The sequence below is a fragment of the Campylobacter concisus UNSWCS genome (genome assembly GCF_000466685.1).
GTDB lineage: Bacteria > Campylobacterota > Campylobacteria > Campylobacterales > Campylobacteraceae > Campylobacter_A > Campylobacter_A concisus_A.
Map to the genome: position 1 here is coordinate 44,813 of NZ_ANNG01000044.1, position 26,428 is coordinate 71,240.

Sequence of the window (26,428 nt, forward strand, 5' to 3'; positions counted from 1 at the left end):
CCCTATGAGAATTTTTAAAAAGGGGCGAGAACGCCCCAAAGCGATTATTTAACAGGACCACCTGTCCATTGAAATTTATAAGTTGTTGTGAAAGGCTCAAACCATTTACCAACACCAGTCTCTTTGTCAGCGTGGCGACCAAAGCCTTGTTTTTCTGGATTGTCGATGTGGAATTTAAGCTCATAGTTACCAACGCCTGTATCCATTTTTACGTTAGCACCGTAGTGTGGGCCATCGCTTGCAACCATTGGCATAAATGTACCTTTTTTAGTTTTACCATTATCAAGGTTTTTTAGCTCATAGTTGATCTTTAGATATGGGATCCACTCGCCTTCGCCAAAGCCGTTTTTGTTGCCTTTTACAGCGTGGATGTCAGCTTCTAGGTGAAGATCAGCTAAGCTTGGAGCTAGATCAACGCCTTTTGGCTCCATGTCGATTGGCTCAAGATAAACTGCAGCTATCTCCATGCCATTAGCCTCTACAGGCTCGCCGATTGGGTGCTCTCCAGCAAGTGCAAAACCAGCTGCTAGGCTAAGTGCTAGAGCTGAACTAAGAATTTTATTCATATCCTCTCCTTTATATAAGATTAGTTTTTATTTTGTTTTGATTTCATGATAACAATGCCTATAATTAGGGCAAGCACCATAATGATTTGAGGTATTAAACTCTCGTAATATGGCATAAGTCCTAGCCAGTCTCTCATCCAGTCAGGAAAATTTAGTCCTTTTATGATAGTTGGGATGAAAATTTTGCCCTCAACTAGCTCGCCAACGCCCTTGCCAACAAAGACGATCGACATGTAAAAGATGATAGCTGATGTAAATATAAAAAATGGCTTAATAGGAATTTTAATAGCGAAAATTTTAAATAAGAAATAGACTATTAAAAGAACGATAAGACCTACAACAAAGCCAGCTGCGATCATTGAGTAGCCAGCTGAGTCTTTTGCGTCAAAGATAAGCGCTTGATAAAATAGCACTGTCTCAGCGCCCTCTCTAAATACCGCTAAAAATACAGTCCACCAAAGCATCGTGCTTGAGCCACTTGAGATAGACTCAGATACATGTGATTTGATGTAGTCGTTCCATTTTTTAGCGCCAGCATTTGAAAGAAGCCAGAAGCCAACATAAAATAGAAGTCCCACTGCAACAAGCATCGTGATGCCTTCCATAAGCTCTCTTTTTTGACCTGCTGCCTCGCCAAAGATGACGTTCATTATCCAAGCCATGACAAAGCTTAATATGACAGCCACGCCAACTGAGCTATATACGACCTTGCCCATAGATTTTGCATTGCCAGTTTTTACAAGATATGCAACGACGGCTGCAACGATGATAAGAGCCTCAAAACCCTCTCTTAAGATGATAGTTAGAGCCCAGATAAATAGCGTCCAAGGTGAGCTTGAACCGCTAGTTTTCTCAAGTGCAGCTGCTAGCTGAGATGACATCTTGCTTGCACTCTCTTCAAGTGTTTTTTCATCTGCACCTGATTTCATAAGGGCTACAAGGTTACCAAATGTAGCTTCGATAGCTGTTTTTAAATTTACATCTATCGCACCTACTTTGTTCTCCATGCCGCTACCTTCAAACTCATCAAAGTAGATGTCTTGGATATCGCCCATAGCTTTGGCACTATTGCCACCTTTGTAAAGCGCGATGGCTGCTTGAATTTTGTCATTTATGTTTTTAACAGTTTGAGTGTAGTCTGTGCCACTATCTTCGCTGCTATCGCTAGATGCTGCACTACTCATATCAACTTTTGCTAGTTTTACTGTTTCAGCTGGAAGTTTTGCAACGGCATCATAAGCTAGCTTTTTGATCTCTTCTAGCTTTACTTTAAAGTCATCTTTGCTTATGCCATTTGTGATGCCACTGATCGCTTCACCCATCTTTCTTTGGATATCAGCATCTATGCTTTTGCCATTTTCTATATATTGGCGAACGGCAATTTCAAGTTGAGTGTTTCTATAATCATTAAATTTAGCATCTTGGATAGAATTTTTAGCATCATCTTGTTTATCACCCTCGTAGCTTGCTATGGCTTTATCTAGAGTAGCTGATAAATTTTCAAATGCCACCTTCCACTCAGGGATAAATTTAGAAGTGTCATAGCCACTTGCAGCAGCTTGTGCTGGGCTGTCTGAATACTCACCAACAAGCTTATGACCATTTAAAATAACTGGCAAAACTTCAGCGATTTCGCTATTTATCTGATCTATTCTTTTTTGCACATCATCTGGTGCTTCGCCAGCTTTTATCGCCTTTCTGATCTCGCCAAACTGCTTCTCCATAGAGTAAGCTTTTTTCTGACCTAAATTTATTCTGATGCCAGCTTCGACATCTTCAAACAGACCAAAATAAGCATTTTGAGTATCGCTAACTGCTTGCTCGACGTTGCCAGCTCTATACTCTGTTATTACTTTTTGTAATGACTCTTTTATCTGAGCTGCGACTTGTGTGTAGTCGTCATTTTTTGCCACAAGCCAGATAGGCAGGAGCATGATAAGCATAAATTTAAAAAATTTATTCATTAGTTAAACCACCTGTGAGATTATTTTAAAGTGAAATATTACCAATGCTTTACTTTGATTAAAATAAAAACGATTATCATAAAAGAATGTAAATTGAAAGTATAAATAATATTTTTTACAATCTAATAATCAACTTTACGTAAATTTAGGGCTTTAGAGGGTTAGATCAAAATTTCATATCGAGATAAAAAAGTTATATATTTTTGCTAATTTCAATAGATAAGAAAAATTATTGATGAAATTTTAGATTATAAAAATCATAAAAATAATTTAAATTTTATAAATTTAAAAGGAGAGCAAGCGCCCTCCTTAGTGTTATACGTTTAGTCCTGTATTTCTTAGCATAACGCGTTTGCGATACACATTTGAAACTTCAGCAGCGTCGCCAACTAAAAGTGCATTTGTAGAACAGATAGCCGCACACATAGGCACTTTACCCTCAGCCATTCTGTTTTGACCGTAAAGCTCTCTCTCCTCGTGTGAGTTAGTTGGCTCTGGGCCGCCTGCACACATAGTGCATTTATCCATTACGCCTTTTATGCCAAATGCCCCGTCTTTAGGGAACTGCGGCGCACCAAATGGACAAGCATATAAGCAGTATCCACAGCCTATGCACTTGTGTTTATCATGAAGCACGATGCCATCAGCTCTAATGTAGAAGCAATCAACCGGACAAACTTGCTCGCAAGGTGCGTCGGTGCAGTGCTGGCATGCGATAGTGGTTGAGACCTCTTTGCCCTCGATACCATCGTGAAGCGTGATAACCTTTCTTCTATAAATTCCAACTGGAAGCTCGTGAGCAGAAGAGCAGGCGACTTGACATCCAAAACAGCTGATACATCTATTAGTATCTACAAAAAATTTCATTCTTGCCATTTTTCTCTCCTTACTCTTTACCTAGGGCGTCTCTTTCGCCATACTCGTGATAAAACGATGTTTTAAAGGTGTTCTCTTCAGCTTTTTCTATGCGGCAAAGACCTGCGTTAAATTCTGAAATTTGAGTAACAGGGTCAAATCCGTAGTTAGTAACTGTGTTAAAGCTCTCGCCGATAACATAAGGCTTAGTGCCCTCTGGGTAACGAGCTGAGAGATCGACACCTTGCATAACGCCAGCGAAGTTGTAAGGCATACAAATTCTATCTGGAGTTACCATGTAGCTGTGGTAGCATCTTACTTTGATCTTCGTGCCTTGTGGGCTGTGGATCCACATCATATCGCGATCTTTTATGCCGTATTTTAAAGCAAGCTCAGGATGGACGTTAGCAAACATCTCAGGTGTGATGGCTGAGAGATATTTACTTGTTCTTTCGATCATTCCCGCACCACTTAAATTTACGACGCGTTGCGTGCTAAATACGATAGGGAATTCTTTTGACCAGTCTTTTGCTTGTTGCTCTGACTTAAATTTAGTAGAAACACGGAAATTTCTAGCTTGATCATCAAATGTCGGATACTTTTGGACAAGATCCCAGCGTGGTGAGTGGATAGGTTCTCTATGTTTTGGGATAGGATCAAGGAACTCCCAAACGATAGCTCTAGCCCTTGCGTTACCATACGGCACGACCCCTTTTTCACGGCATTTTTCCAAGATGATACCGCTGTAGTCCATGCTCCAGCTAGGTCCTATTTTAGCCCTCTCCTCTTCTGTTAGAGTGATGCCTAGGACTTTTTCTATATTGTCTCTTGTGATTTGTGGGTAGCCACCTTTTATGGCTGAGCCAACTAAAGTTGCCTCTTCGCTAGCTAGTTGGCTAACGCCGTTATGCTCTAAGCCAAAGCGGTTTCTAAAGCCAGAGCCGCCCTCTGCATAAGACTTGCTCATATCGTAAAGTATCGGTGTGCCAGGGTGTTTTTCATCCCATGCTGGCCACGGCTTGCCGTAGTACTCACCTTTTACTTCGCCGCCAAGACCTATTAGCGTATCTGGGTCAAATTTATCCCAGTTTGCTTGGTGACGTCTAAACATCTCAGCAGTTCTGCCGCCATAACCGATAGAATTTCCAACCCTTGCTATCTCATTTGTCGCATCATCTGGCCATACAAAGTCATCTTTTACTTGTTTTAGCTCTCTATCTACGACGGCCATCTTCATGCCTTTTACATACTCATCGTAAAAGCCAAATTTCTTAGCAAATGCAAACATAACTTCGTGATCGCCCTTGCTCTCATAAAGTGGATCAACGACTTTTGTTCTCCACTGACCTGAGCGGTTTGTAGCGTTTAGGTGACCTTCGTTTTCAAAGGCAGTTGCTACTGGCAAGATATAAACGCCATCTTTTCTATCTGAAAGGATAGAAATTTCATTTACAAATGGCTCAGCAACTACGATCATATCTAGTTTTGAAGCTGCTTCTTGAATTTTAGCTAGGTGCGCCATAGATGTAAGACCAGTTCCTTGCACCCAAAGAACTCTTAATGCACCACTACTAAAGGTATTTTCCTCTTTTAAGACGCCTTGCCACCATTTTGAAAGCGACCAGCCTTTTTCATTTCTCCAGTTTCTATCCTCTGGGTTTTTAGGATCGTGATAATAATACTCTTCAAAAGCAGTATTTTTAACTGGTGTGCCGCCTTGTTTTGGCTCTTTGGTTGAGACTGCAAAGCGTTTTACAAACTCATCATAATCAACACCCCAGCCTTGGCAGTAGTACTTCCAAGCTGCGTCAGTTAGTCCGTAGTACATCGGCAAGCTGTCTGAGAGGTTACACATGTCGGTTGAACCTTGAACGTTGTCGTGACCACGGATGATGTTACAGCCGCCGCCTGGTTTGCCCATGTTGCCTAGGATTAGTTGTAAGATAGGTAAAATTCTCGTATTTGAGCTACCAACTGAGTGCTGAGTGATACCAAGCGCCCAGACCACTGTGCCTGGCTTGGTGTGAGCTAGGATATTTGCAGCCTCCATTAGCTTATCAACTGGCACGCCTGTAACGTCAGATGTAACCTCTGGTGTCCAGTGCTCAGCCTCTTTTGCTATCTCGTCGATACCATAAGTTCTATTTTTTATAAATTCTTTATCTTCCCAGCCATTTTTTAAAATAATGTGGATAAGACCATAAACAAGCGCTATATCAGTGCCTGATCTTTGTCTTAGGTATAGATCAGCGTGTGCAGCTGATTTTGTAAAATTTGGATCAGCTACGATCACCTTTGCGTTGTTTCTATCTTTTGCTTGCAAAGTGTGCTTCATACCGCCAACTGGGTTTGCCACAGCTGGATTTGCACCTATTATAAATATACATTTTGAATTTGCAGCCATATCTCCAAAGTGGTTTGTCATCGCGCCATAACCCCAAGTATTCGCCACACCGGCGACTGTTGCGCTATGTCAAATTCTTGCTACGTGGTCGTTGCTGTTTGTGCCCCAAAACGCAGCAAATTTTCTAAAGTAATATGCTTGCTCGTTGTTAAATTTCGCAGATCCTAAGAATATAACGCTATCAGGACCATCTTCTTTGCGGATCTGAAGCATCTTATCGCCGATCTCATTTACAGCTTGATCCCATGAAATTCTTTGCCATTTGCCATCAACTTTTTTCATAGGATATTTGATGCGTTGTTTGCTGTGTGTAAGGTCGATCTGATCGATACCTTTTGAGCAGTGTGAGCCTTGAGATATCGGGTGAAACATCGCCATATCTTGGCGAACCCAAACACCATCTTGTACCTCAGCCTCGATACCACAGCCTGCTGAGCATATAGAACAAATAGTTCTAACCTTTTTTGAGCCAGGGAAAGGATCTTTTATCTCCTCTGCGCTCGCCTGTCTGATCGTATCATTTTGTCCAAAAGCCATTGTAGTGCCAGCACCTAGTGCGGCTAGCTTTAAAAATGAACGTCTTCCTATACGTGCATCACTCATGGTTATCTCCCTTAGTATGCGATTTTATAGTAGGTTTCCCAGTTTTTGCTTTTTTTATAAAGCACCTCTTTTTTGTTAGACTTGCCTACGACAACGCCATTGTCATCAGGAGCCAAGTCATCGCTAGTCACTTTTGCTACAGCTGAGACTGCGAGTACTCCGCTGGCAGCACCGACTTTTAGAGATTTTTTGAGAAAATCTCTTCTTGATCCTTGCATTTTTTCTCCTTATGCCTCAAAAATTTTTGAGAAATTTGGTTCATTAATATGTAAAATTTGCATATTTAGAATTTCTAAAATATCGCAAATAGCCTATTTTAGGGCATTTTAGCACCCTAAAGTTAAACTATGTAAATTTAGCATATTTCTAAGTTAAGCAAAGTAAATATATAATGTTAATTGTATTTGTTAAGTATTTATTAAAAATATAGTTAAATATACTTTAAATTTAAGAAATTTATTTGTAGTAGAAATTCTAGGGAGAGCTCCCTAGAAAATGTTATTTTAGATCGCTTTTATTTACGATAAATGGTACTGATCTAACACCAGCTGCAAAGTATTTTTTGCGCAGATTGTCGATCTTTGCGACATCTTCTTTGCTAACGCTCTTATCATCTACATTGTAGTCTTCAGCGTAGTATTTTCTTAAAATTTTAACCTTATCACTGTCACTCTTAGCAGCTTTTGCATCTTTGTAGATTAGTGAGCTTTTTTGAAGTGATGAGATGTCATGCACTGGAGTTAGGACGATCTCAACGTTGCTATCTTTTAGTGTTGTCTCGATCTTTGCTAGCTCAGCTCTGCAGTATGGGCACTCAGGGTCTGAAAACATTATGATAGTTGGCTTTTTAGGGTCGCTACCAAGAACGATGATGTTTGCCTTGTCTTCATCTTTATAAATTTTAGAAATTCCCTTTGCGATGACCTCTTTTTTCACTTCAGCTAGGTATGATTTTTGCTCTTTTAGATCGATCACGTCTGGGAAGATGAAGTCACCTTTTGTAAATACTATCTCATCTTGTGAGTTGCCATCTTTGCTTAGTTTTACCACGACAGCTTCGATGTCGCCTGCCACTTTGTGACGATCAGCTACCTTTACTTTTACGCTGCTATCAACCATTTGAGAGTAGAAGTCCTCTATTTGCTTATCGCTTGCTGCCATTAGGCTAGTTGCCGCGATGATTGAGGCTAAGATCACTTTTTTCATTTTTATCCTTTTTAAAAATTTGGCGGATTATATTTGCTTTTTGTAAATGAATACTAACTGCGAAAAATCCTATCATTTCCTTGCTTCATTATGTCACTCTCAAGATCGAGCTGCTCAAGGTAGGCGATTATATATTTTCTACTTAAATTTAGCTCATCCTTCGCGTTTGTGACATTTACAAAGCCTTGATTTTTTATGATCTCTCTTAGTTTATCAAGTGCCATTTTTAGTGAATTTCTAGTGATGAAAAGATTATGCTCTAGCCTTATGACCCTACCCATTGCAGTAAGTTTTTTAAGGGCATTGTCGCCACTAACCCTATCGATCTCTAAATCATCATATATATTATATGGCGCTGTTGGGGCTAGCTTGCCACTTTCTAAAATTTCATAAATTTTCTCTTCAAGCCTTACTTTTAGCTTGCTAAGATCAACGCCTTTTTTGGTATAGACACCGCTATCTTTGGCGATCAAATTTGCACTTTCAAGCTCATCAAGCGCTTTTTGGGCTAAATTTTGGCTAGCCCAAGTAAGTTTTAGGCTGATACTTTGAGCTGAAAAGACAGCGAATTCATTCTTTTCTATCATAAATTTAATGGCTGATTTTATCCGCTCAACCGCGCTTAGATCATAGATATTTAAAGCCTTTTCATCGACAAAGACGTTTGAGACTTTTTTGGCTACGTTTATGGCCTCTTCGTGATTTAGACCAAATCTTTGATAAGAAGAGATGATGCCAAAGCCATTTTTGTGAGCCTCTTTTAAGATAGAAAAAGCTTCAACAAAATCATGCTTTAAAAGCGAGGCTAAAAAGAGAATTTTGCCAGCCTTTTTTAGTGGCTCAAGCACAGGGTTTAGCACTCTACCACCGCCTATCACACGCGCATCTGAGATGAGCACAAAGGCCTCGTCAAATTTCAAAAACATATCGCTTTGAAATTTAAAGCTCACAAAGTAGCTATCATCTTTTTGGCTAAGGATTAGCACCTTTGCAGGCACGTTTTTAGCGCCTACGCAAAATGTCACGCTTTGTGAATGTATCAAATTCTTAGCAGTTACGACCGCATCAACCTCTCTAAATCCCCTAAAAAAGCCCTTTTTGCTAAGTAGCTGACCCTTTTTTAGCTCGCTAAGCTCTATGCCAGTTAGATTAAGCGCCACGCGGCTGCTAACTCCGGCGCTATCAACGAATTTATCGTGGCTTTGCACGCTTCTTACTAGCACCTCTTTGCCAGCGTCGTAGTTAAAAAGCTTCTCGTTTTTACTAACGCTTCCCTCTATAACGGTGCCAGTTACGACATTTCCGATACCTTTTAGACTAAACACCCTATCGATGTAGTATCTAAAAACGCCCTCCTCATCGCGCTTTTTGGCTCTTAGCGTAAAGAGGTAGTTTCTAAGCTCATCGATGCTCGCCTTATCCTTTATGCTAACGGCAAAAATTTCTAAAATTTGCAGGTTTTTAAATTTAGAAATTTCATCTCTTATCTCTTTTTTTCTTAAATTTATGGTGGCTTCATCTACTAGATCGCACTTTGTAAGCGCAACGATTATAGATTTCACACCAAGGAGATTTAAAATTTCAAGGTGCTCCAAGCTTTGAGGCATGAGCCCGTCATTTGCCGCCACTACAAACAAGCACGCATCAAAGCCATACGCGCCACTTATCATCGTTTTTATGAGATTTTCATGTCCAGGCACGTCGATAAACGCGATATTCTCATCATTTTTGCTTAAATTTGAAAAGCTTAGATCGATCGTTATGCCACGCTTTTTCTCCTCTTCAAGATTGTCACCCTCAAAGCCGTTTAGCTCCTTTATAAGCGCGGTTTTTCCGTGGTCGATATGCCCTGCTGTTCCTATTATTAAACTCATTTTTCTTCCGTTTCATTTATTATTTTTATTAGCGTCTCTACGTCTTCATCAAGAAGCGATCTAAGATCAAGCATAAATTTGTCATTTTCTATGCGTCCGATCACCTTTTTTTGCCTAAATTTTAGCTCATTTAAATTTGCATCGCCACCAAATGCCAAAGCCACACTTGGGATCTTTTTATTTGGCATAGCACCACCTCCCACAAAGGTAGAAGTTCGCACTATCTCAAGCGAAGTTTTTAGGCTTTTATTTATAAAATTTGCTAAGTTTTCAAGCTCTTTTACGCTTTTGTGAAGCAACTTTTGCGTTGTGATTAGCTCAAATTCTTTGTTTAGATAAGCTTTCATGCTCTCGGCCAAAAGCGAGATGATCACTTTATCGACGCGAAGCATCCTTAAAAGCTGGTTTTTTCTAAGCTTTGCGATGAGCTCTTTTTTGCCAACAATTATGCCACACTGCACCGCGCCAAGCAGTTTATCGCCGCTAAAACTAACTAGCGAAACATCTTTTAAATTTTTTAGATCTGGCTCGTTTTTGTCAAGATTAAATGGTAAATTTCCATAAAATCCACTGCCAAGATCAAAATAATCTATCAAATTTTGCCTGCTTGCTAGCTCGCTAAGCTCATTTGCCGTAGTCTCTTCGCTAAAGCCAACGATGTCAAAATTTGAGCGATGAACCTTTACAAGCATCGCTGTCTCACCACTTATCGCCTCTTCGTAGTCTCTTAGCCTAGTTTTGTTTGTAGTGCCGACCTCTTTTAAGATGCATCCTGCATTTGCCATCACTTCTGGCACTCTAAAACTACCGCCGATCTCGACTAGCTCGCCTCTACTAACGACCACTTCTCTGCCCTTTGCAAAGGTGTTTAGCACCAAAAATACAGCGCTTGCGTTGTTATTTACAACGATGGCGTCCTCAAAACCAAAAGCTCTTGCTATTAGCGAGCCAACGTAGTCGTATCTGTTGCCGCGGCTGCCCGTTTTTAGGTTGTATTCGAGGTTTGAGTATCCTGTGATAACAGGTGTTGCTCGCTTTAAAATTTCTTTATCTATAACGCTTCTAGCGAGGTTTGTATGTATGGTCACGCCAGTTAAATTTAGCACTCTTTGAAGGCTAGCTTCATTAAATTTATAGTACTCATCTAGGATCAAATTTATTATCTCTTCGCCGCTAAAGCTTGCATTTTCATTTAAAATTTTAGCTCTAACCTCATCTAAAATTTGCCTTGCTAGCATAGTGACTAAACTCGTATCAAGCCCCGAAAATGCCTCGTTTTTTATGATCTTATCAACTTGTGGGATGTTTCTTAAATCGTTCAATTTGCGCTCCTAGTAAGTTAGTTTTACCAAGGCGTGATTTTAACATAAAAATATTATAAATTAAAACTTAGAGCAAAAAAAGAGCATATAAATTTCAGAGTCTATTAATCCCATTAATATTAGAATAAGCCCGTTTTTGATAATAGGAGAAACAATGAAAGAATTTGGCTTTTATAACGATTTTGACGACGCTTTGATGCTAAATGAGCAGATAGAGATCAACAACGAAAATGGCGACTATCTAGTCTCAAACTCTCCAAAGCTAAAAGCAAGCATCATCGCACCTGAGATAAATTTCTACCTTAAAAATACCACCGCAAGTGTCTTAGAAAAAGCCAAAAACACACTTTTACTCTACGAGGCAAGAGCGAGCGCCTTTGACATGGCAAAGGATGTGGATTATGAAAAAGAGGTCGGCAAAAATGTCGTGATAGTAAGCAACTCAGGCCGTGAAGAGCTAGCAAATTTACTAAAAGAAAATGGCTACAAAGTGATAGAGCTTACGCACTTTGAGGTTAAATTTATATATGGCGCAGCTGGCGAGCTAAGCGTTTTGGTGCTTAGAGCAAATGATGAATTTGAGGTTGATTGCGACTTTTTCTTAGTTGAAAACGCAAGGGATTATATGCTAAAGCAAAGCGGCTGCTATGAAATTTCAGGGCTAAAAGATGAAAAAGTGCTTGAAATTTTAAACGCAAAAAGCCCAAAATTTAGATACAAAAGCTTTACGCAGTATGACTCTTCAATCTGCCAATATCACGAGCGCAGGAGTGAAATTTGCGGACGTTGCGCCGAGGTTTGCCCAACGGTTGCTATCTTAAAAGAGGACGAGACAAAGCACCTCGTCTTTTCAGCGATAGACTGCACAAACTGCGGAAACTGCATCAGCGTCTGCCCTAGCGGCTCGCTAGACTCAACGCTTATGCCGCAAAGCTCATTTGCCACTATCGCTAAGCTTTACAAAGATAAAATCGCTCTCATCGTATCTGAAGAGATAAATTTAGAAGAGCTTAACGTGAGCCTACCGCAAAATGTCCTACCTTTTGTCATCCTAGCCCCGCATCTGCTAAGCCAAACGCACTTTTTGACGCTTCTTCAAGAAAGTGGCGTGAGTGTGATTTTATATAGCAAGAGCCTTGGCAAGGGCGAAAAGGACGCCATTAGCATCTTAAATCAAATTTATGAGCTTAAATTTAAAGAGACTGCGGTTCATCACGCAAAAGACAAGGCTGAGCTTGAGAGCGCACTTAAAAAAGCTAAACTAATAGCTGGCTCTCAGCACTCGATCAATGAATACGCGCTACCAAAGAGAGAAATTTTTGCCAAAAGACTTGAGTTTATCGTGGGTGAGAACGATCTTGGCGTGGTAAAAAGCGGCGAGATGATAAGATATGGCGAAGTCACGATAAATGCTGAAACTTGCACGCTCTGCCTTAGCTGTGTTGGCGCTTGTAATGTAAGCGCTTTGGTGGCTGATAAGAAGACAAATTCGATTTTATTTAACCCAAGCGTCTGCACCGCCTGTGGCTACTGCGAGCTAAGCTGCGCTGAGAAAAATACCATCTCACTTGAAGTTGGCAAACTAGCACTTAAGCCTGAGAGCTTCGTTTATAGCGAGCTTGCGCATGACGAGCTATTTGCTTGCGTGGAGTGCGGAAAAGAGTTTGCGACTAAAAAAGCGGTCGAGAAGATCGCAGCGATCATGCAGCCACGTTTTGGTAACGACAGAGCCAAGATCAAGTCACTCTACTGCTGCGCTGACTGCAAGGCAAAGATCATGGTGCAAGCCCAGCTAAACGCGATGAGAGAGGATCTGCTAAATGGATAAGAACATCACAAAAGCAAGGGCATATTTTTACGAATTTTTAGCTTATCCGCTATTTTTTCACACGAGTGATGAGAAATTTGCAAGGTGGAGAGAGCAGCTTAGCTACATAGCGCAAAATCCTTTGAGCGAGCAAAGCGCAGAGGCATTTGCAATTTTAGAAGAATTTAGCTTTAAAGAGCTTGTAAATGAGCAAAATGACGTTCTTTTTGGCTTTACAAATATCCCTTTAAGCGCCTCATTTTATGAAGAGGGTAGAGACAACGGCGCGGCTAGACTTAGGGTGATACACTGCCTAAACCTTAGCCCATATAGGCGCGATAAGGAGCTTTGCAAGGATAGCGAGGACTATGTTGGCTTTATATTTTTAGCGATGGCGACATTTTTAAGTGATGAATTTAACGGCGCAAAAAATATCAGCGACAAGCTCTTTAATGAAACTTTAAATTTATTTGTAGATGAGTTTGGCTCGCTACTTTTGGCTCATAAAAATGCAAATTTCTTCCGCTCATATGCGATCATTTTAAAAGACTTCATCGAGCTTGAAAGAGCCGTTTTAAGCCTAGAAGCACCAGCCAAGCCACAAGGCGATAGCGTCGCGGTTGCTGCGCTTAAAAAAGAGCCTTATCAAAGCAAGATGCCAACTTTTAAAACTAAGCTTCGCTGGGAGGAATTCTCCCCAGTTATCTCACACGAGTTTAAAGACTAGCTTAAATTTACTCTTAGTCAAGCTAGGAGTAAATTTAACATCCGCTTAAGTTTGTTATCTTGATATTTTATAATTATTGTCAATTTTTGTAGTAAATTTCTTTAAATTTTTTACAAAGGACTTACAATGGTAATGACACACTACATGGAGCTTTTATCGCTCAATCAACCTTACAATCTAATCCTCTTCATGGTGATACCTGTGGGGCTTACGGAGCTTTTAGTGGCGATGGAGTTTCTCACTATGTATCACATGGATAGCGGCAAAAATGCTGGCTTTAAGGCTGTTGGCAAATTTGCTGGCATAGTGCTTGGGGTCTATTTTACAGCTCTTGTGATCTATTTTATGGCAAAAATTTATCCAAGTATAAAATGGCGTGGATATGCCGATGTCATCGCTGTCTACTCATATCTCATCAGCGTCATACCACTTCTTGGCATCGCGCTTTTAGAGCTAAATTTGATCTACAAAAACGCAAGCGAAAAAGCAAAGCTAAAGCTTCACTTTTGCCTACTCATATTTGCCTTGATCGTCGCACACGTCGCAATGATATTTGGCATGGTTGATCCTACCATAACTGGCTACAAGGCTGAAAACGGTGAGATGGATATGCATATGAATATGCCGATGAACATGCCAGCAGATATGCCAATGCACGATCACCACAAGATGATGCAAAATATGGGTGAGATGCATATGAATATGATGATGCAAAATATGAGCGATGATAACTCAACTAATATGCACATGCATCACTAAATTTAAAGGCTCTAAATTTACTCTTTAGAGCTAGCTAGCAAGATCTCTCTAGGTCTTGCTTCAAGCTCTTTTATCTGCGTATCTTTGGGATTTATAGCGATCTTTTTAAATTTCTCCAGCCTGCTATCAAGCCCACCTTGTCCGCTCACGCTTTTCACGACCTCGTTGAAGTTATCATTTACCGATCTCACCGAGCTTCCAAGCCTATTTAGCTTCTCAGCGACAGTGCAAAATTTCTCATAAATTTCATTTGCACTCTTTAATATCTCTTTTGCCTCTTTGTTGCCATTTTCCATGCGCCATAAATTTGCTACCACGCGAAGTAGCGGCATGAGCGTAGTGTGCGAGACTAGCACCACTTTTTTCTCATAGCCGTAGTTAAATAAATTTGGATCAAATTTCAAAGCCTCCAAAAATGCCGGCTCAACTGGCACAAACATCAGCACAAAATCAGGGCTTTTCACAAGCGATGAGTAGTCTTTTTTAGCTAGCTCGTCGATGTGCTTTTTTATTGAGGCGATATGCTCGCCAAGAGCGATTTTGCTCTGGGCCGGGTCAGCCGCCGCAACCGCCTTTTCGTAGGCATGGAGTGAGACTTTGCTGTCTATTATCATCTGTTTGTCGTCTGGGAAATTTATGACGAAGTCAGGTATGAGCTTTTTGCCACTCACATCAAAACTCTCTTGCGTCACGTAGTGCGTGCCCTTTTCTAGCCCTGCAGCCTCTAGTGTGCGCTCAAGCTGCATCTCGCCCCAGTTGCCAAGGACCTTGTTGCTGCCTTTTAGCGCCGTGCTTAGCGAGTTTGCCTCTTTTGACATATTTTTACCAAGCTCGACCACCTCTTTTAGCTGCGCGCTAAGCTCGCCTGCGCTCTTTTGCGAGTCGCTGTGGGCGTCATTTACCCTCTTTTCAAAGCTTGTTATCTTCTCCCCAAGTGGCGTTAGCAAGAGCTCAAGCGACTCTTTGCTGTTTTTTGAGAAATTTGCACTTTTTTCTTCAAATATCTTATTTGCAAGGTTTGCAAACTCTAAATTTAGCTCGTTTTTCACCTTTTTTAAATTCTCTTCTTGCGATCTTAGGATGTTTTCTTTGGCCTCGATCTCGCTTTTTAGTGCGACGATAGCGCGTTTTAACTCGTTTTCGCTCTCGCTTGATCTTTTTAGCTCGTCCTCTTTTGCGCCAAGCTCGCTTTGTAAATTTAAAGATAGCGACCTTGCCATCTCAGCCATCTTTGTCTGACTGCCAAGCTCCTCATTTAGACGCCTTAGTTCGCGCTCTAGCTCGTCCTCTTTTTCATCTTTTTGCTTGAGCGAAATTTTATATTCGTCTAAATTTTTAGCTAGCTCATCTATCTTGTCGTTATTTGCTTCAAGCTTTGCTCTTTGCTCGATATTTAGCCGCTCGCTATCTTTTAGCTCATCTTGTAAATTTTCTAAAGCTTCTCTTTGTTTTGCATTTTTCAAATTTGCATTTATCAAAAAAGCTGCTAGTATCACGCAAACAAGCGCAAGAGCTGCCACCAAAATATATAAATTTTCTATCGTTAGCACTAAAATTTCCTTTTAAATTTTGGCTTTATTATAGGTGAAATAGCTTTAAATTTAAAGGGCATTTAAGCCCTTTTGAGAGTTTATTTGTTTAGATAGGCAGCAAGCCAGCACAAAAATATAAAGACAAAGATGATGGCTGACATGATAAGTGGCGTCGTGGTCGTAAATAGTGCTAGCATGGCTGATGAGACGATACCGCTTCCATATTGCAGTGAGCCAATGAGAGCATTTGCTCTGCCTTTCATCTCTTGAGGGACTTGATTAAGAGCGGCTGCGTTTGAGCAAGAGGCGATGATACCGTTCATACTAAAGACGAAAAACATAGGTATGATAACGCCCCAAACTCCGGCGACACCAAAAAAGGTAAGCGCTAAAAGCAAAGCCGCAGCAACAAAAGCGACTGTACTTGAGGTGATAAGAAGCGAATTTAGGCTAAATTTATTGACCAAGCTCTTGTTTAAAAAACTAAGCGCCGCCACACCAAGTATATTTACGCCAAACAAAAAGCCATAGTACTTGCTCGGTATGCCAAAATAGTCTATATAAACAAATGACGATCCCGTGATAAAGGCGTATGCTGCGATGTAAAAGAAGGTTACACTTAGAGTGTATTTCATAAATTTAGCATCTTTTATAAGCACAAAATAGCTCTTAAACGAGTTTATCACCGGCTCTTTTGAGCGCTTCTGCTGTGGCAACGTCTCTGGCAAGAAGAAGATAAGGATAAACAAAAAAGCACTTGCAGCTGCCATTAGCCAAAATATCCAGTGCCAAGTGCCAATCTCTAGTAATGCGCCACCAAGCAGCGGTCCTATGATAGGAGCTGCAGCCATAATGATGACTAAATTTGAAAGCATCTTTGCAGCTTCGCTATTTTCAAAAACATCGCTGATCATCGCACGGCTAAGCATAGGTCCCACGCACGCGCCTGTGGCTTGAAAGATACGCCAGATTATCACTTCGCTCATGCTTTGTGACATGGCACATCCGATGGAGCCAACGACAAAGAACGCCATACCGATAAATAGCGGGAGTTTTCGCCCTATCCTGTCGCTAATGGGTCCCCAAACGAGTTGCATGGTGGCAAAACCGATCAAAAAGCCAGTGATCGTTAGCTCCGCATCGCCATGAAGCTGTCGCTCCATCGTAGGCATGGCAGGCAGATAGACGTCCGTTGATAGCGAGGTACAGGCCATTAGACCGCTTAGGATGACTAAAAACCAGATAGATGTTTTTGTTGATTGCAAAATTTCCACTTTTTAGCTGTGATTAAGATTTTGTAGATATAGCATAAATTTACAAATTGGCAGCAACAAGCGCCTAAAACTAGCTTTGGGCGTAAATTTAGAAAATTTGCTTTGGTGGAGTGAGGTAAATTTATCAAGGTTTTGTTTGGCGAAGAGGTTTAAATTTAAAGGCAAAAATTAGGCGATGTGACTTTTATCTAGACGAGATGGTTTTAAATTTTGAGGCAAGAGCTGCCAATCTGGTAATGACCAAACAAAATAAAATTTAATAACTCAGGCGAAGTATCACGAGATGAATTTTGGGCTTTGCATCCCCAAAGGTCGCAACTGCTAGCAGAAGCGATGGAATTTTCATCCCAATGCTAGACATATAGCCCTTCAAATGCTTAAATTTAACAAATTTAGGCGAAGTATTTTTTGCTTAGACAAGGCGAAATTCGATTTTTAAGCAAAGCGTGTTATTAAAATTTAAATGTCACAAAGTCTCAAGCAAAGTATCGTGAGATGGATTTTGAGCTTTGCATCCCCAAAGGTCGCAACTGCTAGCAGAGGCGAAGGAATTTTCATCCTAAGACTAAACAGATAGTCTTTCAAGGTATTAAATTTAATAAATTCAGGTGCAGGATTTTTCGCTTAGACGAGGCGAAATTCGATTTTTAAGCGGAGCGTATATGTGATACGTGAGCATTAAAAATCGAATTTCAACGAAGTATAAGTAGAAAAAGACAAGCTTAATAAGTCTAAATTTTAAACTTCGTATCTCTCGCCTGGTTTCATTTCTATTACCTCCCACGGCAGCCCCTGCTTATTTAGCTCGTCCATGAAAGGTTTTGCGTCAAAATTCTCCATGTTAAAGACGCCTTTGCCACTCCAGATGCCCTTTGCGACCATTAGCGAGCCTATCATCGCTGGCACGCCTGTGGTGTAGCTAACAGCCTGCGCGCCTGTCTCGGCGTAGCAAGCCTCGTGGTCGCAGACGTTGTAGATATAGACTTGGCGCTCTTTGCCATCTTTTAGCCCACGTATCACGCAGCCGATGTTGGTTTTGCCTTTTGTGCGTGGGCCAAGGCTTGCAGGGTCAGGTAGAAGCGTCTTTAAAAACTGGATAGGCACGATTTTCATGCCGTTATGCTCGACCTCGTCGATGCGTAGCATTCCCACGTTTTCTAGGCATTTCATGTGAGTTAGGTAACTTTGTCCAAAGGTCATGAAAAAGCGAATTCTCTTTAGTCCTTTGATGTTTTTAACTAAGCTTTCTAGCTCCTCGTGATAGAGCAGATAGCTATCTTTGACACCTACTTTTGGGTAGTCCCACTTAAACATTATCTCCATCGGCTTTGTCTCGATCCACTTGCCAGCCTCCCAGTAGCGGCCATTTGCGCTAACTTCGCGTAAATTTATCTCTGGGTTGAAATTTGTCGCAAATGGATAGCCGTGGTCTCCTGCGTTGCAGTCCAGGATGTCGATCTCGTGGATCTCGTCAAATAAATTTTGCTGTGCATAGGCGCAAAATACGTTTGTCACGCCTGGGTCAAAGCCAGAACCAAGAAGCGCCATGGTGCCAGCGTTTTTGAAGTCACCATCCTTCGCCCACTGAAGCTTATACTCAAATTTTGCGGTGTCTGGGTGCTCGTAGTTTGCGGTGTCGATGTAAGGTATGCCAGCCTTTACGCAAGCGTCCATAAGGGTTAGGTCTTGATACGGCAGCGCGACGTTTAGAAGCAGATCAGCCTTTGTTTGCTTAATGAGCTCCACCACGGCTGCTGTGTCGTCAGCGTCGATTTGCGCGGTGTTTATCTGCACGCCAAGGCGATCTTTTATAAATTTAGCGATCGCGTCGCACTTGCTTTTTGTGCGGCTTGCTAGGGTGATATTTGTAAAAACGTCCGAGTTCATCGCACATTTTACGGTTGCGACTTGGCTAACGCCACCTGCTCCGATGATTAAGATATTTGACATTTTTGGCTCCTTAAATTTTAGTTTTATTGTATCAAAAAAGTTTTTACTTAGCTTTTAATCTCACTGATTGGTTCGTTTATACATAAAACTTTTGCTATCTTTATTATAGTTTACCCAGATTTAACTCTATTATGATTTGTTCTAAAAATTCATCTTGTTCTAAAAAATGAAGCCTTTTATATATAGCCGACAAGTTATCATTTGCTGGCAATAAAATATACAAAAAATTGTGTATTTCATCCTTGTATTTTTGAGATTTTATTTCATATAGCTTTTCTAACAAACTTCTCATGGCACCTTGTAGTCTAAAATCAGATTTTACATAAATGTAGTTTATATAAACAACATCGCCCTCTTTATATCTAAAAATCGCATATGCCAAAAAACCAACTGTATCGTTTTTTAAATTTTTCACTGTCAAATATCTATTTTGTTCTGAACAAAATGAACTTCCTATGCCAAAGTAATCTCTTTGATCCATATAATCAGCTATACTATTATAAAAACTACCATCTTGCTCATCAATCAAAAAAACATTCTTTGTCATCCTCTATTTCCAGTTTGATTTTATAGGCCAATGTTGACAAGATACCGTCTATCTCATTTTTTAAAGCACAATCTTTCACTCTTTCTCTTAGATCTTTAAAAAATTCTTTCTCTTGTAATATTTCTTCACTATTACTTAAAAAGCCTCTAGAATAGCTTTTTATTTTATTAACTCTTTGCAAATATTCGCTTATATCTTGTATATCGATTTTATTATCTATAAGAATATCTAGGATTTTTGCAATAATATCTGTATATTTATTTTCAATAGGTATAGCCCTATAGAGTATTTTCAATTTTTCTACATCCTTTTTATTTATAAGATGCGAAAAATAATTTTTAACATAGCTTTCATTTCTTGTATCGATGAAATATTCTGGGTCTATTCTAAGCGGTTTTTGGTTATTTTTCCATTTTCCAGCGTACTCTGAGTGCTTATTTGCAAATTCCGTCATGTCTGTGTAAGATATGGTTTCTTTGCAGTACTCATAAGCTTTATTGCACAAAAAGCGGAAATCATCATAGCTAGAGATAAATTCGCCAATCAGCTTTGTTTCATTGGGCTTTGCTGTATCTTTACTTATTAAATTAGAAAAATAATTTAAAAAATAACCATCTGTTTTTTTAAACGTAAGTTTTTGGTGTAAGATTTCAAGAATGTCTTTCAGCTTATATTCTATAACTTTATATAGTTTTTCTAACTCATAACTTTCCATAATAATATATGGATTTTTTATGAATTTTATTAGTATGTTCTTAATCTTATAAAACATATTGATATTATTTTCTTTTAATGATGGCAATATCCAAAGAGATAGAGTTAGGCTCGGAGCTTGTTTAATTTTATAAAGCAACTCTAGGCATCTGTAAATAATATTGCAAATTTCATCACAATATTCACCTAAATAACGGATATTGCTTAATATATTTTCTATAAATCTTCCTTTGTTATCCATGGCAGATGTATCAAGAATATCTAAAATAGTATTTAAATTTTTAACCATATTATTTTTATCTATAAATGAAATTCTTATTAGATGAAAGATGTCCTGGTATGTTGCACTTGGATTTATATCTTCTGAGCTTAGAACTAAAATTCCTTTTTGATAAAGCGTAAATTTTATATTCCAATCTAAGTCTTTATTTGTTATATTTTGCTTGGATAATTCCATAAATTTTACCCTATCTTTATCTATCCAAGTATTAAAAACATCATTTATGTATCTAAAATTTAATTCACTTCCTATGGAATTTAAAAAAATAGCAATATCGCTTGGATTATTATTTTCAAAAAATAGTCCTATTTTATTTTTAATTTTCTCGTTGTTAATATCAAAATCTTGCATAGCGTCAAATCTGTCTTTGGAACCTTTAATATTTGCAAACAATAGATCAATATCCGCAATAGCTTCAAATGGTATTGTTAAAATTTGATATATTATAAATTTTTCATCCATATTTATATTTTTTAATATCGTTTGCGATTCATCGGAAAATTCATTTCTTAAAAAATAGTGTAAAAATATAGTATGGATTTTTGCTTTTATGCTTAACGATAATTCTTCTTGTCTATTTGATAATAAAACAACTTTATCTATTAAGTCTAACTGAATATCATGGTATATTTTTGGAACCTTATCGTAAAAAGAGTTGATTTTGCCAATACACTCTATTCCGCACCATATCAACATCTCGCTATTGCTCGTCATAAAATCTTCGGCTATCGATTTGACATAATCTATTAGCTTTTTAATTTCATCATTATCTGTATTAAGCCTAGAAATCCCCCAACTATAACTAAAATGTGTTGAACTAGTTATATTAAAGTCTGGACTTAATAAATTTGCAAGTACAGACTCAAAAAATAAATTTATTTTTACTTTATTCTCTGGATTTTTATATACATCGGCTTTGAAAAAATCTATACACTCATATATACTTTCTAAATTTTTATTATCAATTGGGGAAAATATCATTGAAAGTATGCTCGCAAGTGAATGATTACTATAATACGACTTTGGTTTTTCTAGAGAGTGCTCGGATAATAATAACTTTAACATATCTATCATTTTTATATCTTGCGATATATATTTTGAAAGAAGATATATAAAGTTATTGAAAAGCGGAAAAATTTCATCAAAGCCTATTTTTTCATCTTTAAGGCAATCTCGCATATATACAAAACATATATTTGGAATAGTTGCTATCAGTGGAACGACGGCCTCAATGTGCCCTTTCGAAAAATTTCTATCTTTTATCCACCCACTAACTAAATTTTTAAAAAAAACTAAAATATCCTCATTTGAGTTGTTTTTATAAATTCCATGAGATAAATTTTTTATGGATCGTTTTGGATTATTTAGTATAAATTGTTCTAGTCGTGCAAAATCCGGCCTATTGCTCAAATAGTCGGCTAGAATGATATCCCCCACAATATCAGGGTTAAACCTATACTTTTGGTTGACTAGTCTTACAATACCAACCTTTTCTAGTTCAGATAGTCCATCTTTTATTTCTTTAGATTCTTTTCCATCGAGCGCAAATGGCGAAAGCATAGCCAAATTCAACAAGAAATCATTTGAATTTATAGATATATTTTTTAAAATATTCTCTGCTTCTACCTTTACTCTTTTTGCGAATCCCTCCAGGCTATCAAAGTCTTTTTTTATTGCGTTTATTATCAAGTATGGATTATTGTTAAACTCTATACATAATTTTATAATTTTTTCATCATCTGATATATCTAGCATCTCCATAATGTCTTTAATTTCATTATCTTTCCATGATATCTCTAGTTGTTGCCATTTGATTTGTCTATTGTAAATTTCAAATTGCTTTTTAGCATCATCTTTGAAATTTGTTCTAAAAGATATTAAAAATTTGCAGTCCTGCATTATTTTTGATAGCTCTAAGATATTACTTAAAGCCTCATGATTTCTATCAATATCATCATATATGATTAAATATTTTTCACTTTTATTTAGTTTTTCTATATAGTTTAGAAAATTCTTACTTTTTATGATAACAGGCTTAAGATCTATAGAATTTTTACAACATTCTCTTAAAAAATGCGATTTACCAATGCCTCCAAAGCCATAAACTGCTAATATTTGATTAGAAGAAGTTAAAAAATTATTGAAGTCTTTACTAAATTTATCATAATTAATTTTCTCTAGGCTTTTTTCTACTTTAACAAAATAGTTCTCATAATCAAAAGTAAGTGGTGTATATTCCGTACAAGCTTGTAGAATGTCATATATTGATAATGCTATACTGTCATCTGCTTTTGCTTTTTGAAGAATTTCTTCTATACCCAAAATATCGTCATTGCTGATACCATATTTGTTTAGTGTTTCTTCTTGAAAATTTGATTTTTTTAATATGTAAAAAAATTTTAGTTGATACTCTTTTTTATCATTACTTCTAAATTTCTCAACAGTATCTTTGAGTTTTTTATTATCTAGATTGCTTGTTATTTGAATTACTATTTTATTTGTGTCATCATATAAGTCTATCGCTGGGTAGTTTTTTGTGTATTCATTTGCATTCTTTAGTTTCCAGTTAAAAGCCGCATTTAAAATTTTTGCAAAGACATCCTCATAAATTTTATTTATATCATATAGCGAAATGGAATTTAGGTTTTCGATATTATGTTGCAGTTCATTAAAATATTTAACTATATCATATATTTTATTACTTTGCATAATTATCCTTTTATATATTATAATTTTAAATGAGATTATACCTTTTGTTTGCCAACTTAAGATTGATGATTAAACTTCATTACTCTCAAGGCGTATGTAATATTAAGTTTTTAGACTCTATATTTATGCCTAATTGACTTTTGACGGCAAAATAAGAAAATGAGGCAGTAAATTTTTATGAAAATCAAATAAGATTAATATGTTTTAATAACTATAATGGCGCTAATAATGCAGGCGCGTTTTTTATACTAGTAGGCGAGTCACAAAAAGTGCTAGGCAAATATGACGAGGTGCTTGCTAGTTTTTCAAGAAGCTCTAAAAATTTATGACGCCACTCCAAATACTCCGATGCACGACGAACTTGTCTGTATAAAAGGCATCGCTAACGCCTACTACCTAAAAAACGACTTTGACAAAGCCCATGAAAACCACCTTTTAGCGCTAAATTTACTTGATATCACACCAGAGTTAAGTAGCAACGAGCTTGTGTGATCAGAGCTGTTAATAGAGGTCGCTAACGACCTAGCAAAGCTTGAGCAAAAGGACGAAGCCGCCAAAAACTACAAAGAAGTGCTTGAAATTTTAAAAGGTAAAGAGCAAAACCCTCGCGCGCTTGGTCTTTTGGAGCGCGCAAAGAAGGGGCTAAAGGAGCTTAACTAAAGTTTTTCTTTAGACTTTTTAGCACGAAATTTGCAAGCTCCAGCCCCTTTGAGCGGTGAGAAATTTTAAGCTTTGTCTCGTTATCTAGCTCGCCAAGCGTCTTTGTAAATCTATCTGGGATAAAGAGTGCATCGTAGCCAAAGCCGTTTGTGCCACGTTCCTGGCTAATCGCCTCACCATACATAAAGCCATGCGTAGTGAAGTCGCCAAATTTTGAGCTAATGGCGATACAGGCGGTGTAGTGAGCTGGTGAGCTCTTTAAATTTAACGCCTTTAGCTTGCTAATTAGCTTTGCTCTGTTGTTTGCGTCATTTGCGTTTTTGCCGCATACTTTGCCATTTTCATCAAGGTCAAAGTAGCGCGCTGAGTAGATCCCTGGCTCGCCGCCAAGTGCATCCACGCTGATGCCGCTATCATCGCTAAGCGCGATAAACTCGCTATCAAGCCCCTGCTCTTTAAGCTTTTCAAAGACGGCTCTTGACTTTATGAGCGCATTTTGCTGAAAAGTGCTGCCATCTTCAACAATCTCAAATGGCTTTACAACCTCGCTTAGCGCGTAAATTTCATAGCCTTTTAAAAACTCTTTTATCTCTTTTACTTTGTCTAAATTTGATGTCGCAAGCACGATTTTCATCGCAAAAACTCCTTGATTTTTGGGCGTATTTTACAAAAAAGTAGATTAAATTTTTAAATTTAAATTAGTGTTAAAATGATAAACTTAGTCCTTTTAAAAATAAGGGAAAATTTATGTTAAAAAGCGTTTTGCCACTATCTTTTATCGTAGCTAGCAGATTTTTTGGGCTCTTCATAGTCCTGCCAGTTCTTAGTCTTTACGCGCTAAATTTAAGCGGCGCAAATGAGTTTTTAGTCGGGCTAATAGTAGGCGTCTATGCGATCTCACAGATGATATTTCAAGTGCCCTTCGGCGCTCTCTCAGATAAGATCGGCCGCAAAAAAGCGCTAACTATCGGCCTTTTGATCTTTGTGGCTGGCTCTATCGTCTGCGCGCTGGCAAGCGACATCTACACGATGCTTTTTGGTAGATTTTTACAAGGTGTGGGAGCTGTGGGAGCTGTGGCAACGGCGATGATAAGCGACTTTGTGGCTGAGGAAAACCGCTCAAAAGCCATGGCGATAATGGGCGCTTTTATAGGGCTTAGCTTCACGCTTTCGATGGTGCTTGGACCGCTTCTTGCCAAGGACTACGGGCTTTCAAGCCTCTTTTATCTAAGCGCCGCTCTTAGCTTGCTTTGCGTCGTGCTACTCTACACCGTCGTACCAAAAGAGATAAAAGTGAGCGCAAAGGCCGAGAAGGTGCCATTTGGCAAGCTATTTTTACAAAAAGACTACATGATCATAAATTTCACCTCTTTCATGCAAAAAATGCTCACAAGCATCGCATTTTTGGTGATTCCGATCGTTTTGGTAAGAGATTATGGATACGAAAGTGGCGAGCTTTACAAGGTCTATACGCTTGGCGCTGTGCTTGGCTTTTTGGCTATGGGGCTAGCTGGCGCTTTGGGCGATGGCAAGGGGCTTAGCAAGGTCATCTTGATAGCCGGCACATTGCTTTTTGCCCTAACCTACGCCATTTTTGCCTTGAGCTTTACGAAATTTATCTTTGTGGTTGGCATCGCGATATTTTTTGTAGGTTTTAACCTTCACGAGCCAATCATGCAATCAACTGCGACCAAATTTGTAAAGTCCTCACAAAAAGGCACCGCTCTTGGCATCTTTAACTCATTTGGCTACTTTGGCAGCTTCGTTGGGGGCGCGTTTGGCGGATACATCATGCATGCCTTTGACTTTAAAACGCTAGCCATCGTCTGCGTGGTGCTTTGCGTCATCTGGCTTGTTTTGCTATTTAGCCTGAGTGATCCTAGAATTTTTAAAAATATCTACCTAAGCCCTGAAGCGAGCTTAAATTTAGAGCTTCTAAACAGCCAAAAAGGCGTGGTGGATTATTACAAAAATGAGAAAAATCAAGTGATCAAATTTGACTCCCGCCTAACAAGCGAGGCGGCCTTAAAAGAGAGCTTGAAGTTTTGATCTACGATGTCATCATCGTTGGTGCTGGCGCTAGCGGGCTCTTTTTAGGAGCAAATTTAAAGGGCAAAAAGGTTGCCATTTTAGAAAAAAACAGCAGCGCCGGCAAAAAGATCTTAGCAAGCGGTGGCGGCAGATGCAACATCACAAACCGCTTTGTAAGCGCTAAAAACTACCTTGGCGAGCAGAAATTTATAGAGCAAATTTTAAAAGTACTAAGCCCAGATCAAGTTTTGAAATTTTTTAGTGAGCTTAAATTTAGCGAGCAAAAGCAAAATCAATTTTTCTGTGATAACGGTGCAAAGAGCGTTTTGAGCCTGCTTTTAAAAAGGCAAAATGCAGAGATTTTTTATAATAAAGAGGTTCTTGGAGCTAAAAAAGTAGATGAAATTTTTGAAATTTTGACAAAAGATGAGAAATTTAGAGCTAGAAATTTGGTCATCGCAAGTGGCGGACTAAGCTACAAAGCCCTTGGCGCAAGCGATATTGGCTATAAAATAGCTAGCGAATTTGGCCTTGAGCTCTCACCTCTCGCCCCTGCTCTAGTTGGCTTTAGCGTGCAAAAAGATGAGTTTTGGTTTAAAGAGCTTAGCGGCGTTAGTCTAAGTGCAGATGTAGTGATAAATACC

At 38.8% G+C, this 26,428-nt stretch carries 20 protein-coding genes and 1 pseudogene; 6 read left to right on the forward strand and 15 right to left on the reverse strand.

Going from position 1 to position 26,428, the window contains the following annotated elements; genetic code table 11:
- Window positions 1-44: 44 nt before the first annotated feature.
- The 9 genes and pseudogenes from UNSWCS_RS09410 to selA all read right to left on the reverse strand — a co-directional run bounded on the left by UNSWCS_RS09410 (window position 45) and on the right by selA (window position 10,794).
- Window positions 45-566 (reverse strand): iron transporter, encoded by a 522-nt coding sequence (locus UNSWCS_RS09410; protein ID WP_009294901.1) that lies wholly within the window; start codon window positions 564-566, stop codon window positions 45-47.
- A gap of 20 nt (window positions 567-586) precedes the next feature.
- Window positions 587-2,530, reverse strand: a complete 1,944-nt coding sequence (locus UNSWCS_RS09415; RefSeq protein ID WP_021088320.1) for an FTR1 family iron permease — start codon at window positions 2,528-2,530, stop codon at window positions 587-589.
- Between the two features lie 315 nt (window positions 2,531-2,845).
- Window positions 2,846-3,406 (reverse strand): formate dehydrogenase FDH3 subunit beta, encoded by a 561-nt coding sequence (gene fdh3B, locus UNSWCS_RS09420; RefSeq protein WP_021088297.1) that lies wholly within the window; start codon window positions 3,404-3,406, stop codon window positions 2,846-2,848.
- 10 nt (window positions 3,407-3,416) lie between these two features.
- Window positions 3,417-6,071: a formate dehydrogenase subunit alpha gene (locus tag UNSWCS_RS09425; protein WP_235044403.1), complete on the reverse strand. Its 2,655-nt coding sequence runs from the start codon at window positions 6,069-6,071 to the stop codon at window positions 3,417-3,419.
- Between the two features lie 60 nt (window positions 6,072-6,131).
- Window positions 6,132-6,392: pseudogene (locus UNSWCS_RS12770) on the reverse strand (hypothetical protein); the annotation flags it as partial.
- 11 nt (window positions 6,393-6,403) lie between these two features.
- Window positions 6,404-6,610, reverse strand: a complete 207-nt coding sequence (locus tag UNSWCS_RS09435) for a twin-arginine translocation signal domain-containing protein (protein WP_004317725.1) — start codon at window positions 6,608-6,610, stop codon at window positions 6,404-6,406.
- Between the two features lie 280 nt (window positions 6,611-6,890).
- Complete coding sequence (locus UNSWCS_RS09440; protein ID WP_004317675.1) at window positions 6,891-7,598, reverse strand: thioredoxin domain-containing protein; 708 nt, start codon at window positions 7,596-7,598, stop codon at window positions 6,891-6,893.
- Window positions 7,599-7,651: 53 nt separating this feature from the next.
- The gene (gene selB / locus UNSWCS_RS09445) at window positions 7,652-9,472 is read right to left on the reverse strand and encodes a selenocysteine-specific translation elongation factor (protein WP_021088280.1); all 1,821 of its coding nucleotides are present in this window, start codon (window positions 9,470-9,472) and stop codon (window positions 7,652-7,654) included.
- Complete coding sequence (selA, locus tag UNSWCS_RS09450; RefSeq protein WP_021088310.1) at window positions 9,469-10,794, reverse strand: L-seryl-tRNA(Sec) selenium transferase; 1,326 nt, start codon at window positions 10,792-10,794, stop codon at window positions 9,469-9,471. Before selA ends, selB begins: the two co-directional genes overlap by 4 nt.
- 154 nt (window positions 10,795-10,948) lie before the next feature.
- Between selA and UNSWCS_RS09455 the strand changes: the two genes are divergently transcribed.
- The 3 genes from UNSWCS_RS09455 to UNSWCS_RS09465 all read left to right on the forward strand — a co-directional run bounded on the left by UNSWCS_RS09455 (window position 10,949) and on the right by UNSWCS_RS09465 (window position 14,087).
- On the forward strand, window positions 10,949-12,622 hold the full coding sequence (locus UNSWCS_RS09455) for a 4Fe-4S dicluster domain-containing protein (protein ID WP_021088272.1): 1,674 nt from the start codon (window positions 10,949-10,951) through the stop codon (window positions 12,620-12,622).
- A complete protein-coding gene (locus UNSWCS_RS09460) occupies window positions 12,615-13,328 on the forward strand; it encodes a molecular chaperone (protein WP_021088270.1) in 714 nt (237 codons plus the stop codon). The genes UNSWCS_RS09455 and UNSWCS_RS09460 overlap by 8 nt, the downstream gene beginning before the upstream one ends.
- Window positions 13,329-13,454: 126 nt before the next feature.
- Entirely contained in the window at window positions 13,455-14,087 is a 633-nt protein-coding gene (locus UNSWCS_RS09465) for a DUF6803 family protein (RefSeq protein ID WP_035143848.1), read from the forward strand.
- 17 nt (window positions 14,088-14,104) lie between these two features.
- Here UNSWCS_RS09465 and rmuC read toward each other — a convergent pair whose 3' ends face one another.
- The 5 genes from rmuC to UNSWCS_RS11555 all read right to left on the reverse strand — a co-directional run bounded on the left by rmuC (window position 14,105) and on the right by UNSWCS_RS11555 (window position 23,093).
- Window positions 14,105-15,637 (reverse strand): DNA recombination protein RmuC, encoded by a 1,533-nt coding sequence (rmuC, locus tag UNSWCS_RS09470; RefSeq protein ID WP_021088302.1) that lies wholly within the window; start codon window positions 15,635-15,637, stop codon window positions 14,105-14,107.
- Window positions 15,638-15,717: 80 nt separating this feature from the next.
- Window positions 15,718-16,893: a multidrug effflux MFS transporter gene (locus UNSWCS_RS09475; protein WP_021088309.1), complete on the reverse strand. Its 1,176-nt coding sequence runs from the start codon at window positions 16,891-16,893 to the stop codon at window positions 15,718-15,720.
- A gap of 738 nt (window positions 16,894-17,631) precedes the next feature.
- Complete coding sequence (locus UNSWCS_RS09480) at window positions 17,632-18,843, reverse strand: saccharopine dehydrogenase family protein (protein WP_021088295.1); 1,212 nt, start codon at window positions 18,841-18,843, stop codon at window positions 17,632-17,634.
- A 103-nt stretch (window positions 18,844-18,946) separates the two neighbouring features.
- Complete coding sequence (locus UNSWCS_RS09485; protein ID WP_035143852.1) at window positions 18,947-19,390, reverse strand: GNAT family N-acetyltransferase; 444 nt, start codon at window positions 19,388-19,390, stop codon at window positions 18,947-18,949.
- Complete coding sequence (locus tag UNSWCS_RS11555) at window positions 19,365-23,093, reverse strand: SMEK domain-containing protein (RefSeq protein WP_021088277.1); 3,729 nt, start codon at window positions 23,091-23,093, stop codon at window positions 19,365-19,367. The genes UNSWCS_RS09485 and UNSWCS_RS11555 overlap by 26 nt, the downstream gene beginning before the upstream one ends.
- Window positions 23,094-23,375: 282 nt before the next feature.
- On the opposite strand from UNSWCS_RS11555, the gene UNSWCS_RS12395 reads away from it, so the two are divergent.
- On the forward strand, window positions 23,376-23,585 hold the full coding sequence (locus UNSWCS_RS12395) for a hypothetical protein (RefSeq protein ID WP_021088299.1): 210 nt from the start codon (window positions 23,376-23,378) through the stop codon (window positions 23,583-23,585).
- 160 nt (window positions 23,586-23,745) lie between these two features.
- Here the strand turns inward: UNSWCS_RS12395 and UNSWCS_RS09500 are convergent, their stop codons facing one another.
- A complete protein-coding gene (locus UNSWCS_RS09500; protein ID WP_021088324.1) occupies window positions 23,746-24,387 on the reverse strand; it encodes a non-canonical purine NTP pyrophosphatase in 642 nt (213 codons plus the stop codon).
- A gap of 113 nt (window positions 24,388-24,500) precedes the next feature.
- Here UNSWCS_RS09500 and UNSWCS_RS09505 point away from each other — a divergent pair, with 113 nt between their 5' ends.
- Window positions 24,501-25,802 carry an MFS transporter gene (locus tag UNSWCS_RS09505; RefSeq protein WP_021088322.1) on the forward strand — a complete coding sequence of 434 codons (1,302 nt, stop codon included), beginning with the start codon at window positions 24,501-24,503 and terminating at the stop codon, window positions 25,800-25,802.
- Window positions 25,799-26,428 (forward strand): NAD(P)/FAD-dependent oxidoreductase (locus UNSWCS_RS09510; RefSeq protein ID WP_035143854.1); only part of this gene is annotated, 630 nt, incomplete at its 3' end. The genes UNSWCS_RS09505 and UNSWCS_RS09510, both read left to right, overlap by 4 nt.